Below are 11,880 nucleotides of genomic sequence, written 5' to 3' on the forward strand. Positions count from 1 at the left end.
TCGGGAGCGGTCAAGATGGCCGACGACATGGACACCACCTCCCCTCCTCCGCTCGCTCGTCGAGCCGTGGCCGAGTTCCTCGGCACGGGTCTGCTCGTGGCGATCGTCGTCGGCTCCGGTATCGCCGCACAGACCCTTTCGCCGGACGACGTCGGTCTGCAACTGCTGGAGAACTCCCTCGTGACCGCGCTGGGACTGGCGGTACTGATCCTCGTCTTCGGCCCGGTGTCGGGGGCGCACTTCAACCCGCTCGTCTCCGCCGTCGACGCGCTCCTCGGTCGTCGCGACCGCACCGGCCTGTCGGGGCGGGAGCTGGCGGTGTTCGTCGGCGCGCAGCTGCTCGGCGGCATCGGCGGCGCGGTCCTCGCGAACGCGATGTTCGAGGTCCCGACCGCGATCGCGACGACCGAGCGGGTCACCGCCGGGCACCTGCTCGGGGAGGTCGTCGCCACCGCGGGCCTGGTCCTCGTGATCCTCTCCCTCGCCCGCACGAACCGCGGCCCGCTCGCGGCGGCCGCGGTCGGCGCGTACATCGGCGCGGCGTACTGGTTCACGTCCTCGACCTCGTTCGCGAATCCCGCCGTGACCCTCGGCCGCGTCGTCACCGACACCTTCGCCGGCATCGCCCCCGCCTCCGTCCTGCCCTTCATCGCTGCGCAGCTCGTCGGCGCCGCGATCGGCGTCGGCATCGCCGTGTTCCTCTTCCCGGGCGCCGCCCGGGCCGCCGGGCACCTCGTCGTCCCCCCCACCACCTCCACCTCTTCGCACGTCTGATCCGGAAGGCCATCCGATGCATCTCGTCGCCATCGGCGGCAGCGACGCGGGGATCTCCGCCGCGCTGCGCGCCCGCGAGCTCGACCCGTCCGCCGACGTGACCGTCGTCGTCGCCGACTCCTACCCGAACTTCTCGATCTGCGGGATCCCGTACTACTTCTCCCGCGAGGTGCAGCCGTGGCAGTCGCTCGCGCACCGCACCCACGCCGACCTCGAAGCCACCGGCATGACGCTGCGCCTGGACACCTTCGCGACCGACATCGACGTCGCCGGGCAGCAGCTCACCGTCCGCACCCCCGACGGCACGCTCGACCGGATCGGGTACGACGAGCTGATCGTCGGCACCGGTGCCCTCGCCTCCTCCGCCGGCATCGGCGGCGTGGACGCGCTGGGGCCGGAGGACGGCGTGCACGTGCTGCACTCGATGGGCGACACCTTCGCCCTCGAGCGCTACCTCGACAGCCGCGACCCGCAGACGGCGATCATCGTCGGCGCCGGCTACGTCGGCCTCGAGATGGCCGAAGCCCTCACCGTCCGCGGCCTCCAGGTCACTCAGCTGCAGCGCGGCCCGGAGGTGCTCTCCACCCTCGACCCCGAACTCGGCGCCCTCGTCCACACCGAACTCGACCACCACGGCGTCGAGGTCCTCACCCGCACCACCGTCGCCTCGATCGAGAAGACCGCGACCGGCCTCGCCGTGCACGCCGACCACGACGGCACACCCCTCACCCGCACCGCCGACGTCGTCCTCCTCGTCGTCGGCGTGAAGCCGAACACTGACTTGCTCGCCCGCGCCGGAGCGTCCCTCGGCGCCGGCCGCGCCGTCGTCGTGGACGAGGCAATGCGCACCGGCCTCCCGCACGTCTTCGCCGCGGGCGACGGGGTGACCACTCACCACCGCCTCCTCGGCACCACCTACCTGCCGCTGGGTACCACCGCCCACAAGCAGGGACGGGTGGCCGGCGAGAACGCTCTCGGCGGCACCGCCCGGTTCGCCGGCTCCGTCGGCACGCAAGTCGTCAAGGTCTTCGATCTGGTCGCCTCCCGGACCGGCCTGCGCGAGCACGAGGCCCTCGCCGCCGGATTCGCTCCGGCGACGACGACCGCGGTCGCGGACGATCACAAGCGCTACTACCCGGGCGCGCAGCCGATCACGATCCGCATCACCGGTGACACCCGCGACGGGCGCCTGCTCGGCGCTCAGCTCGTCGGCCGCCTCGGCACGGAGACCGCGAAGCGCGTCGACACCTATGCGACCGCCCTGTTCGCCGGGCTCACCGTCGAGCAGGTCTCCGATCTCGACCTCTCTTACACTCCCCCGCTCGGCTCCCCGTGGGACGCCGTGCAGATCGCCACCCAGACCTGGACCCGCACGAACACTGGAGCTGTGACCCCCGCATGACCGAGAAGCCCACCGTCCTCTTCCTCTGCCAGCACAACGCCGGCCGCTCCCAGCTGGGCGCGGGCCTTCTCGAAGTCCTCGCCGAAGACCGCTACACCGCCACCTCGGCCGGGCTCTCGCCCGCCGACTCGGTGAACCCCGCGATCGCTGCGACCGTCGCGGAGCTCGGCCTCGACATCAGCGACCGCACCCCTCGCGCCGTTACGGTCGAGGATCTCGAGAACGCGGACATCGTCGTCGCGATGAAGCCCGGCCTCACCCTGCCCGCGGCCCCGACCGGCCGGTTCCTGGAGTGGAAGTTCCCCGACCCGACCGACTGGAGCGCCGAAAACGTCCGCCCCCTCCGCGAGGTCGTAGCCGCTCGGATCCAGGCCGAACTCCTCGACTAGGCACGACACGGAGCGGCGTCAAGACGCCGCCACAGAACGCCGAAACTCACACCGAGTGCCGCGAATTCTCGCGGCACTCGGTGTCGCTTCTGCGTGTACCGGTGAGCGATTCCCATACGGAACGAACTGGCTGGCTTCGAGGGAGCCGACCTGAGCGGTGAACCGCTAGGGAGCGCTCTGCGCCCCGCGCATAGTCAGGAACCATGACGTGTCGCGGTCGGCATTCGTTGTCACCGCGCCGACCAGGCCGATCGGGTCAGTACCGAGAGAAGCCGGGTCGATCGCGTGCGGACCCTCTCCGCAGTCCACGGCCTCGACGGTGGTCGTCGTCGTCGTGTTGGCCGCGCCTGTTGTGGAAGCGGAATCGAGCTGCAACTCGACCGTGCCGTCTCCGAAGCATTCGAAGGTGATGGCGCCGGGCAACTCTGGTTGGTCGAAGGTGGCCTCCACCCGATCGCCTTCCTGCCCAGCGGTCGATTCGGACGACAGCACCGCGAGAAAGGGACCGTCCGCGTCGATGTCGGCCTGACGATCCGAGCGCCACTCAGTGAGCTGCGCGCGATTCACTAAATCCGGCGCGCAGGCGGTCATGGTGCCCACGACGGCCAGAAGGAGAGTGAGTGCAACAGAATGACGCCTCATCTGCCCACCCTAGGTCGGGGGGCCGGCCTGGAGGAAAGTGTCGCAGCGAGCGATCCCCTTACCGACGCTTGGTCTTTCCGCGCCGTGAGGCTGCCATAGCCGGTCTGCGCGGGACGACACGCCGGGGGGTTGTGTCTTCAGGAGAACGTGAGTGCCCGTCCACAGCTGTGGATAATGAGCTGGATTCAGCGGCACCAGGGCGGTCCACGGACTTCTGCCTGTGGATGAACAGAGGAGGATCCTGTGGATAACTACGCCGATGTAACTACTACATCTAGTGTGCTGCGATCATGTCCGACCCCGCATGTAGGGTTACTCGCGTATGAGGCGGGCCGCCCACCTCATGCAACAAACCCCGCCGGCAACTGTCGGCGGAACCAACGAGTACGGCGGGGATGAAGCGTCAACTTGGCAGGCGACGCATCAGACTCTAGTTCCGATCGGGACTCCTGTCTCTGGAGGTGACCTCCAGGGAACGGCGCCGTACTCCTGACCTCACATCCAACGATGTGAGGACGAAGGAGTACACGATGAAAATCCAGTTCGACGAGCGAGCTCTCCAGAGAGCGATCGACGACGGCATGAAGCAGTTCGCGCGCGACGCGAACCGGCGCATGAGCGCCCTCGCCGCAACCCACGCCGGTCGGCCCCTCCCGGAGATCAAGAGCGCCCTCCAGGCGCTCTTCCGCAACCAGGGGGGCAGCATCAGCGATCCCGAGCTGTCCGACTACGCCGCACGGATCCAGGCGGGATCCTCGATCACCTTCGTGCCGGCCAAGTCGCGATAGCCATCAACGAACACGAGAGGACTGACACTCATGGCTAACTACGACGTATACAAGGACGGCGACCAGTGGAAGGGGAAGCGCGCTGACTCCAGCCGCGCCTCCGTGGTCGCCAACACTCAGGCGGCCGCCTACCAGCAGACCCGCGACCTCAGCAGCCGCAACGGCGGCGGTGAGATCAACCTGCACGGGGTCGACGGCAGGATCCGCGACAAGAACACCATCGCGCCCAAGTCGGACCCGCGATCAAGCCGGGGCTAATCCCGCAGGCGGGTGCCCACTCGGGGAGCACCCGCCTGCCACCTCGCCATGCGCAAGGCACATCACTCCTCTCGCCGGTTCCGGTTCCCTCGTGGACACGTCCAGGGTCCGGTGGGAGGGTGGGCGCATGTCGAAGCCTCGGACCAAGCTCGCGCGTGCTGCGCTGATCAGCAACGGCATGGTGTGGTTCGGGTTGTCGTTCATGCTCTTCGCGATCGCCGGCGAGCGGACTTACGCGGCGTTCACCGGTGAATGGTTCAACGTGCTCGGGTGGGTGTTGATCGTCGCTGTGGCGGCAGGCTTGGCGGTGGTCGGGGTCATCGAGAACCGGAACATCCGGGCGGGTAAGAAGTACAACCCGCGTCCCCGCCGCTGATCACCGCTCGAGCGCGGGTGGCCGTTCCAGGCGCGTGACCGGGGGGGGTCGAGGGGGCTCTCCCCCTCGTGCGGGCCGGCCCGTTTCGGGTCGACCCGCACGCACGTTCAGAGCGCGAGCGTGTGGAGCATGAGCACGGTGGAGCCGATGGGGGTGCCGAAGTCGGTGTAGTCCTGGGTCGCGCGGCGGTTGCTGATGAGGTCGAGGGCGACCAACTCCTCCTCGGATTCATCGGTCATCGGGTCGGGGTCGTCGTCCCACGCTCGGAGCACGGTCCGGTCGGCGTCGAGGACTCGCCAGAGTCCCCAGACTCCGGCGATGGGGCCGGTCGTCTCGTACTTGAACACGAGGGCGGTCGCGGTGGGCCAGCCGTGCGCGGCCGCGGCGACGATCAGCGCTCGTGCGGCGGCGGCGGTCGCGGCCTGGTCGCCGGAGGCGGTGGCGGCGTCGACGGCGGCTTGCGCGTCGCGCAGCGCCGGGGTGTGTCCCCACGCGTCGACGTCGACGGTGGGAGTCGTGGTGGTGGTCATGGTGGGCCTTTCTGCAGAGTCGAGGCGGGAGGGCGGGGACCGGCGGTTGCCGGTCCCCGCGGAGCGGGCTAGCTGAGGCCCGCGGCGTCCGCTGCGGTGGTGTCGCCGGTGACGACCTGCTCGACCGGGGAGAGCGCGTAGCCCCAGGCCGCGAGCTGGCGGAAGTGAGCGGCGGCACGCTCGTCGCCGCGGCGCCACGACTCCTTGCTCGTGTTCGCCTCCGCGCCGCCGAGAACGACGGCCAGCGCGACCAGCCGGGCCTTCGCGGGGTTCGCTTCGACCAGCGCGCCGAGAGCGTCGGCGTGGTAGCCGGAGGGCTGCGTGATCCCGAGGAGGGTGTGCGCGAGCGTGTTGCCGTTGCTCATCCCGGAGGACACCGAGAAGCGGTGCACGGTGAGGCCCAGGGCGATTACCCGGTCCGCGTCCTTCGGGAGGGTCTTGCGGGAGAGGAACGAGGCGATCCACTCGCGGCGGACCGTCTCGGCCGCGTTCCACGCCTTGTTGTTGGCGACGAGGATGCGCCGCTCGGCCTTCTGCTCGTCGGTCATCGGTCCGGCGGTGGTGCCGCCCTCTTTGCGAAAGCCCGCAGCTTGCGGGTCGGTGAGGTAGTAGCTGACATCGGCGCTCTTGCCGGTGAACACGACTCGGACGTAGGCAGCGCGTCCCTCGACGTTCTCGATGTCGGCGGGGTCCACCCGGGAGCCGTCCTCCTTGCGGAGGTCGCGGATGTGGGTGTGGCTGGTGTCGCCGTAGTAGACCTCGCTGTCGAGGATCGCGAATCCGCGGGCGGTCAGCTCGGCCTCCGCAGAGGCCTTGACCTGTGCGCGGGCTCGCTCGTCGCGGGCGCGCTGCGCGGTGTGGACGAACTGGGCGGGATCGGTGGTCGCGACCGTGATCAGCTGCGCGCGCGTCTGCTCGTCCTCCTCGAACTCCAACAGCACCGCGGCCTGGTCCAGGGTCAGCTCATGCTCGTGGAGAACGGACGTGACGGTCGCGGACTCCGCGACGGCCAGGCCCTTCTTCACGGTCGCGGTCTTGGTGCCGGTGCGCTTGGCGATCACCGCGGCGCTGACTCCTTCGAAGGAGAGTTGCGCCCACGCGGCGGTGCGGTCCGCGGTCGAGAGTTCGGCGCGCTGGTCGTTCTCGATGATCTGCTGGACGATCCGGTCGGCGGTCGTCTCGTCGCCCTCCACGACGTAGACCGGGATGGTGGCGACTCCGGCCTCGCGGGCGGCGAGGGTGCGGCGCTGTCCGGCGCGGACGATGACGTTGCCGTGCTCGTCGCGGCGGGCGAGAACAGGGGTGATGACGCCGTTCTCGCGGATGTTCGCGATGAACTCGGGCGTGACCGGGGCGCTGGTGCGCACGTTCGCCTCGATGATGAGGTCCGCGGGTGCGACGTGCTGAATGGTCCCGGTTCCGGTGGTGATAGTCACGATGGTTTCTCCTCAATCGGTGTGCGATCATTGAGGCGACAAGTCCCGTGGTTCTAGACCAACTACGGGGCTTTTGTCGTCTTCCTGATCGTTTTTCTTTGCCTCTCCGGCGAGTGAAAACCAATTGAGTGGAGCCGGCGGAGTGACGGCTCTCTCGGGCGAAATAAGGGAGCTTGCGACCGCGTCCGAGAGAGACGGCACGCAGCCGGCGGAGCGAGATAGGTTGAAACCGCGGAGAGGTGAAGAAAACCTGGAAACGCGCCGCGTAGCGGCTCCCCGCTGCGGCGCTCCGTCGCCGCTGCGCGAGCGCGAGCTCGCGCCCCCGGAGGGGAACACCGGGGAGTGCGAGGGGGTCACCCCTCGCGGCCGGCCCGAAGGCCGGTCCCGCCCCGCTGGGTCAGAGCCAGCTCTCCGACCAGCCCTCGGGCGGGACGACAGCGTGCGCCTCGCCCGTCCAGTGGACGTAGTAGAGCGTGCTGCCGTAGTCGTGATCCCCCGCAGTCATGTCCATCTGGCGGTTCTCGACGTCCGGCTCCGCACTGCTCCACCGGGTCGAGACGTCCACGGCGCGAAGCTCTCCCCCGTCGCTGACGAGTCGGGCGCAGACGGGGCACCGGAGTGCCTGGTAGGTCTCGCCGTCATCGGTCACGGTCTCGACCGTGAGGACCGGGGCCGCGGCCCACACCTGCTGGTGCAGGCTCTCGATCGTGGCGAGCATCGCGTCCGCGTTCGCGGCGGGACTGAGGAACGCGATCAGCGCGGCCGCGTAGTCGGTGCCGTCATCTATGACGGGGAACCCGCCCGGCGTGCCCTGCCCGGGCAGGGTGAGGGTATTGCGGACCTGCGCGAGGATCTCGGCGTCCGTGGCGGCGGCGTCCTCGTCGGACTCGTCGCGGCGCGTAGTGAGGATGAGGTCGAGCTGGGCCGGGGTGGCGCGGCCGGTGTCGGTGCGGGTCATGGTCTGCTCCTCTCAGCGGGTGACGGTCTGGACGTGGCGGCGGATCGCGGCGCGGCGTGCGTACATGACGCACATGCGGAACGAGCCGCTGGTGAAGCCGTGCAACTCGTCGGAGTGCCACGCCTCCCACGTCCCCGACGGGCGGCGGGTGACGAGCACGGACGGCGTGGTCTTCGGGTCGGTGCCCTCGACGCGGACGCTGACCGCGCGGGTGTTCGCGAGGGTGAGATAGGTCTTCGCCGTGGTCTGCGGAACGGTGCTGGTCTGCATGGTCTGGGTGCTCCCTCTGGCTGATCGTTTTTCTTTGCCTCTCCGGCGGGGAAAACCGTTTGAGTGGAGGCGGCGCAGTGACGCCGCTATCGGGCGAAATAAGCCCGAAGGGCGCGTCCGATAGCGGTGGCACGGAGCCGATGGAGCGAAATAGGTTGAAACCGCGGAGAGGTGAAGAAAACGCGGAGAATGGGCCGCATCGCGGCCTCCGATTCGCGGCGCTCCGTCGCCGCTGCGCGTGCGGAGCTCGCGCCCCCGGAACGGGATGCCGGGGAGTGTGAGGGGGTCGCCCCTCACGGGCCGGCGGCGCCGGTCCGCCCGCTCGAGCGGCCGGTGTCAGCGTCGGGTGCGACGATGGGAGCATGTGGGAGCTGGCACACCGGACGCGCGCGGAATCGGCATCGACGGTGGTGCGCAGCAGCGCGGCGACGAGCGCCGCGGCGATCGCGGAAGTGCGCGCGGCGATCCCGGAGGATCACGTCATCTTGTACGTGCTCCGGGTCGACGGCGGCTCGGAGTAGGGACTACTCCGCTGCGGTGCGCGCCGCGCTCTCGCGTTCGGTCGCGACGCGGACGATCCCGCGCAGCACGGGCAGCAGGCCCACCAGCAGGGCGACGTAGGCGACAGTCGCGAAGATGCGTCCGGGAAGCCAGTTGGTGCCGTCGACCCACATGGAGGCGATCAGGGAGCCGACGCCGACCTCGATGGTGACGTAGACGCGCACGAAGTCGCGCGCGTGCTTCTGGGTTCGGATCGGCAGGTGCCGGTTCGGGATGCGCGCCAGCAGCACGGCGCCGGTGACGAAGAGGGCGACGGCGATCACGGCGAGGACGTTGGGGAGGAGGGAGTCGTACAACATCGCTTCTCTCGATCTACTCGGCCGCGGGAGCGGCACTGCGGCGCGGGGTGCGCTGCGCAGCCGTCGTGACGACGGCGGTCGCGCGGGTGAGGTTGGGGCCGATCGCGTCGGCCTCGATCACTCGGCCGGTGCGGCGGTTCTCTCCCTCACCCCAGGCGACAGTGTGCTCGTAACCCACGACAATCACGCCGTCGCCCTTGTGGAGGGAGGCGAGCACGTGCTCGCCCAGCTCGAACTTCGCTTCCACGAAGTGCGTCGTCGGGGCCTCGTGCGCGGTCCACTCCCCTCCGCGGAACTCGCCGGTGTTCTCGATCACGCGTAGTTTCACGATCTGCACGCGCCCGGCCTGCACGGCCTCGGGGTCGGTGGCGAGGTTCCCGGTGATCGTCCTGGTGCTCATCTGTCTTCTCCTGCTCGTTCGGTTCGTGGGTCGTCCCGTCGACGTCGGCGGGATCTCGTTCGCGGCGTCGGCCGCGGGGGTGTCGGTGGGGGGCGTCTCGATGCCCCAGGACGCGAGGGCGTCGCGTCGGGTGACCTCGACGGGCGGCTCGGACAGCGCCCTGCGCTGTTCGAGCTCGGCGCGCGTCACGGCGACGCTCGAGAGACGCCGCTCGTCGCCGTAGGCGAGGCGGTAGTACCGATCCGCCTCGTTCTCCAACCAGTCGACCTCGCCTTGACGGTCCGCGCGCCCAGCGAGGTACCCGGCCCGGTAGTCGTCGCCGGTGACGTCCGGGCCGGTCACGCTGCGTGCTTCTCGATGAGGTCGGGACGGAAGCCCGACCAGTGGTCCTCGTCGCTCGCGACGACCACTGGGGCGGCGGAGTAGCCCAACTCCTCGGTGATGTACGCGAGGGCGGCGGGGTTCGTCGTGATGTCGACGGTGGTGTACTTGATGCCCTTCTTCTCGAGCACCCGGTAGGTCATGGTGCACTGCACGCACGACGGCTTCGAGTAGACGGTCAGAGCCACGGGCCCTCCTTCGTCCAGTAGTCCGCGTGAGCGTCCACCTCATCGAGGTCACCCTGCATGGAGTGAATCAAGAGCCACCAGTCGACGGCCGCGTGATGACCGGCTTTCTCGAGCATCTGCGCGATCACGGTCACCTTCGCGCAGGAGAGGGTCGGCGCGATCGCCCTCGCAACGTCCACGCTTGCGAGAGCCGCGGCGTAAGCGTCAGCGGCGGCGAGGAACGTGGCGACCGCTTCGCTGTAGCCAGCATCGGCGGCGAGATACGCCGTGACGGCCTCGGTGTTCTCCGGCTCGGTCATCGCCGAATTCCTTCCTGAGTGTGGTGGGCGTCGCCCTCGTCGTCGTCCGTGGCGTGCTCCTTGATCCAGAGGTCCGCGGCCTCGTCTCGTCCGAATGCTCGCAGGAGTCCGGCCAGCGCGTCGACCTCCGCGCAGTTGAGGCGCGGGGCTACGTCGACGGCGGTGTCTCCGCTGAATACGGATGCGAACTCTGCCATCGCGTCGAGGAGGGTCGGCTCCTGGGGCGTGGGTGCGGTGCTGATCGTGTCGGTCATCGTGGGTTCCTCCTCGGTGGTGGTGGGCGGGTCAGTGCTGCTCGGAGCGGGTCAGGGTGTCCATGAACGTGACGCCCTCGGTGGTGGTGGGCGGGTCAGTGCTGCTCGGAGCGGGTCAGGGTGTCCACGAACGTGACGCCCTCGGTGCCGGGGATCGTGGCGGTGTGAGCGAGTGCCCACCCGTTGCGTGCGAGGCCCGAGAGGTCAACGTCGCGCTCGGTGATCCGGCGCAACTGGCTCTGCACCCCGTCCTCGTTCGCGGCCGGGACGAAGGTGCTGACGGTGGTGATCTGCTGCATGTTCTTCCTCTTCCTCATCGTTTTTTGCCGTGATTCTCAATCAGGTTTGTCAAGCCAGCGGGGGTGGTCTGGCTCGCCTGTTCTTCCTTCTCTCCCAGCGTTTTTTTGCCTGGAAGGCACGTAGTGCCGAGCAGAGGCGGAGGCGGGAGCGCAACCCGGAGGGCGGCGGAGGAGAGGTTGTCGGCGCGATGTGAGGGAGCGCAGCGACCGCGTGGCGGGAACCTCGGAGGAGCCGGCCGCGCAGCGGCTTGCGTGGACGCCGCAGGCCCGTACGCTGCCGAAGGCTTCCAGGCAAAAATGCGCGCAGCGCACACCACAGCGCCGACCGAGGTCGGCGTCTGCTTGCTCGCGGAGACTTCCGCCGAGGGGGTTCGATCGGCCAGAGGACGAGCCTCTACTGGGAGGCTGTCTGCTCTTGAGCAGGAGCGCGCCGAGTGGCGTCCGCCTCGTGGCGATACAGCGAAGCCCGATCCCACCTGACGAGGTGGCCCGGATCCTCAGCAGTACGGCCGCGGGTACCGTTCCCTGGCGGTCTGCGTGCTCGTTCGCCTCGGTCTGCGCGGGGATGGAGAGCAGCGCGCTGCCTCGGGCCTTCACGCGAAGGAGCGCGCAACGGATCGTCGCTCTCGCTGAAGCCGCCCGCCGCGCGGATGCTCTCCCAGCGATCTTCTCGCCTCGTTGAACGTCCGCGACTGCTGTGTCGTGTCCTCGGTGGGACCACCTCGGCCCCCGCACTACAGGAGGCATCATGCTCAAGCGAATCGCGACCACTGTGACCACTGCGGCGTTCGCCGCCGTCCTTCTCGCCGGATGCTCGACGGCCGCCGGCTCGGCCGCCTCGTCGGAAGCGCCGGCCGACAGCCCTTCCGCCACCGCCTCCGCCTCCGCTGAGACGGCGGCTCTCACGACGGCGTCCTCGCCGCTGGGCGAGATCATCACGGACGAGGCCGGCTACACCGTCTACACGTTCACGAAGGACACGCAGAACTCGGGCAGCAGCAGCTGCTACGACGAGTGCGCCACGACCTGGCCGGCCGTGTCGGCGTCCAGCACGACCGCCGCGGATGGGATCACCGCAGAGGTCGGCTCGATCACGCGCACCGACGGGACGACCCAGCTGACCGTCGACGGATGGCCGGTCTACCGGTTCGCGAAGGACACCGCACCGGGCCAGGTCAACGGGCAGGGTGTGAAGGACGCCTGGTACGTCCTCCTCCCTGACGGCACGACGAACAAGGAAGCTGCGGGCATGAGCACCTCCACCCCGGCGTCCTGATGCGCCGGCGACCCGTCCCCGCGCGCAGCGAAGCGCATCGCCCGGACGGGTCGCCGGTTCTCGACAGGCAAGGACCGGAAGGGATGACCCGCAGTGATCG

General features: G+C 69.3%; 19 protein-coding genes. 8 read left to right on the forward strand and 11 right to left on the reverse strand.

Features of this window, described 5'->3' with window-relative positions:
* Positions 1-15: 15 nt before the first annotated feature.
* From GSU68_RS18580 to GSU68_RS18590, 3 genes are read left to right on the forward strand one after another with little or no spacing between them, the layout of a single operon-like run.
* Positions 16-774, forward strand: a complete 759-nt coding sequence (locus tag GSU68_RS18580; protein ID WP_159910503.1) for an MIP/aquaporin family protein — start codon at positions 16-18, stop codon at positions 772-774.
* A gap of 16 nt (positions 775-790) precedes the next feature.
* Positions 791-2,176: an FAD-dependent oxidoreductase gene (locus GSU68_RS18585; protein ID WP_159910429.1), complete on the forward strand. Its 1,386-nt coding sequence runs from the start codon at positions 791-793 to the stop codon at positions 2,174-2,176.
* Complete coding sequence (locus tag GSU68_RS18590; protein WP_159910430.1) at positions 2,173-2,565, forward strand: low molecular weight phosphatase family protein; 393 nt, start codon at positions 2,173-2,175, stop codon at positions 2,563-2,565. The genes GSU68_RS18585 and GSU68_RS18590 overlap by 4 nt, the downstream gene beginning before the upstream one ends.
* 165 nt (positions 2,566-2,730) lie before the next feature.
* On the opposite strand, the gene GSU68_RS18595 is transcribed toward GSU68_RS18590, so the two are convergent.
* Positions 2,731-3,165: a hypothetical protein gene (locus GSU68_RS18595; RefSeq protein ID WP_159910431.1), complete on the reverse strand. Its 435-nt coding sequence runs from the start codon at positions 3,163-3,165 to the stop codon at positions 2,731-2,733.
* A gap of 572 nt (positions 3,166-3,737) precedes the next feature.
* On the opposite strand from GSU68_RS18595, the gene GSU68_RS18600 reads away from it, so the two are divergent.
* The 3 genes from GSU68_RS18600 to GSU68_RS18610 all read left to right on the forward strand — a co-directional run bounded on the left by GSU68_RS18600 (position 3,738) and on the right by GSU68_RS18610 (position 4,629).
* Positions 3,738-3,995 (forward strand): hypothetical protein, encoded by a 258-nt coding sequence (locus GSU68_RS18600; RefSeq protein ID WP_159910432.1) that lies wholly within the window; start codon positions 3,738-3,740, stop codon positions 3,993-3,995.
* Positions 3,996-4,025: 30 nt separating this feature from the next.
* The gene (locus tag GSU68_RS18605) at positions 4,026-4,253 is read left to right on the forward strand and encodes a DUF2188 domain-containing protein (protein WP_159910433.1); all 228 of its coding nucleotides are present in this window, start codon (positions 4,026-4,028) and stop codon (positions 4,251-4,253) included.
* 127 nt (positions 4,254-4,380) lie between these two features.
* Complete coding sequence (locus tag GSU68_RS18610; protein ID WP_159910434.1) at positions 4,381-4,629, forward strand: hypothetical protein; 249 nt, start codon at positions 4,381-4,383, stop codon at positions 4,627-4,629.
* A gap of 107 nt (positions 4,630-4,736) precedes the next feature.
* Here the strand turns inward: GSU68_RS18610 and GSU68_RS18615 are convergent, their stop codons facing one another.
* The 4 genes from GSU68_RS18615 to GSU68_RS18630 all read right to left on the reverse strand — a co-directional run bounded on the left by GSU68_RS18615 (position 4,737) and on the right by GSU68_RS18630 (position 7,823).
* On the reverse strand, positions 4,737-5,159 hold the full coding sequence (locus tag GSU68_RS18615; protein ID WP_159910435.1) for a hypothetical protein: 423 nt from the start codon (positions 5,157-5,159) through the stop codon (positions 4,737-4,739).
* Between the two features lie 68 nt (positions 5,160-5,227).
* A complete protein-coding gene (locus GSU68_RS18620; protein ID WP_159910436.1) occupies positions 5,228-6,595 on the reverse strand; it encodes a ParB/RepB/Spo0J family partition protein in 1,368 nt (455 codons plus the stop codon).
* Between the two features lie 397 nt (positions 6,596-6,992).
* Positions 6,993-7,553, reverse strand: coding sequence for a hypothetical protein (locus GSU68_RS18625; protein WP_159910437.1), 561 nt, complete (start codon positions 7,551-7,553; stop codon positions 6,993-6,995).
* A gap of 12 nt (positions 7,554-7,565) precedes the next feature.
* A complete protein-coding gene (locus tag GSU68_RS18630; RefSeq protein ID WP_159910438.1) occupies positions 7,566-7,823 on the reverse strand; it encodes a hypothetical protein in 258 nt (85 codons plus the stop codon).
* A 362-nt stretch (positions 7,824-8,185) separates the two neighbouring features.
* Between GSU68_RS18630 and GSU68_RS18635 the strand changes: the two genes are divergently transcribed.
* The gene (locus GSU68_RS18635; protein ID WP_159910439.1) at positions 8,186-8,344 is read left to right on the forward strand and encodes a hypothetical protein; all 159 of its coding nucleotides are present in this window, start codon (positions 8,186-8,188) and stop codon (positions 8,342-8,344) included.
* Positions 8,345-8,347: 3 nt separating this feature from the next.
* Here the strand turns inward: GSU68_RS18635 and GSU68_RS18640 are convergent, their stop codons facing one another.
* From GSU68_RS18640 to GSU68_RS18665, 6 genes are all read right to left on the reverse strand, one after another.
* Positions 8,348-8,683 (reverse strand): hypothetical protein, encoded by a 336-nt coding sequence (locus GSU68_RS18640; protein WP_159910440.1) that lies wholly within the window; start codon positions 8,681-8,683, stop codon positions 8,348-8,350.
* Between the two features lie 13 nt (positions 8,684-8,696).
* Entirely contained in the window at positions 8,697-9,425 is a 729-nt protein-coding gene (locus tag GSU68_RS18645; RefSeq protein ID WP_159910441.1) for a single-stranded DNA-binding protein, read from the reverse strand.
* Positions 9,422-9,652: a glutaredoxin-like protein NrdH gene (gene nrdH / locus GSU68_RS18650; RefSeq protein WP_159910442.1), complete on the reverse strand. Its 231-nt coding sequence runs from the start codon at positions 9,650-9,652 to the stop codon at positions 9,422-9,424. Before nrdH ends, GSU68_RS18645 begins: the two co-directional genes overlap by 4 nt.
* Positions 9,643-9,951, reverse strand: a complete 309-nt coding sequence (locus GSU68_RS18655) for a hypothetical protein (RefSeq protein WP_159910443.1) — start codon at positions 9,949-9,951, stop codon at positions 9,643-9,645. The genes nrdH and GSU68_RS18655 overlap by 10 nt, the downstream gene beginning before the upstream one ends.
* On the reverse strand, positions 9,948-10,205 hold the full coding sequence (locus tag GSU68_RS18660) for a hypothetical protein (RefSeq protein WP_243592805.1): 258 nt from the start codon (positions 10,203-10,205) through the stop codon (positions 9,948-9,950). Before GSU68_RS18660 ends, GSU68_RS18655 begins: the two co-directional genes overlap by 4 nt.
* A gap of 95 nt (positions 10,206-10,300) precedes the next feature.
* Entirely contained in the window at positions 10,301-10,504 is a 204-nt protein-coding gene (locus GSU68_RS18665) for a hypothetical protein (protein WP_159910444.1), read from the reverse strand.
* A 748-nt stretch (positions 10,505-11,252) separates the two neighbouring features.
* Here GSU68_RS18665 and GSU68_RS18670 point away from each other — a divergent pair.
* The gene (locus GSU68_RS18670; protein ID WP_055794425.1) at positions 11,253-11,780 is read left to right on the forward strand and encodes a hypothetical protein; all 528 of its coding nucleotides are present in this window, start codon (positions 11,253-11,255) and stop codon (positions 11,778-11,780) included.
* The last annotated feature ends 100 nt before the right edge of the window (positions 11,781-11,880 follow it).

The organism is Rathayibacter sp. VKM Ac-2759 (assembly GCF_009834225.1).
Classification (GTDB): Bacteria; Actinomycetota; Actinomycetes; order Actinomycetales; family Microbacteriaceae; genus Rathayibacter.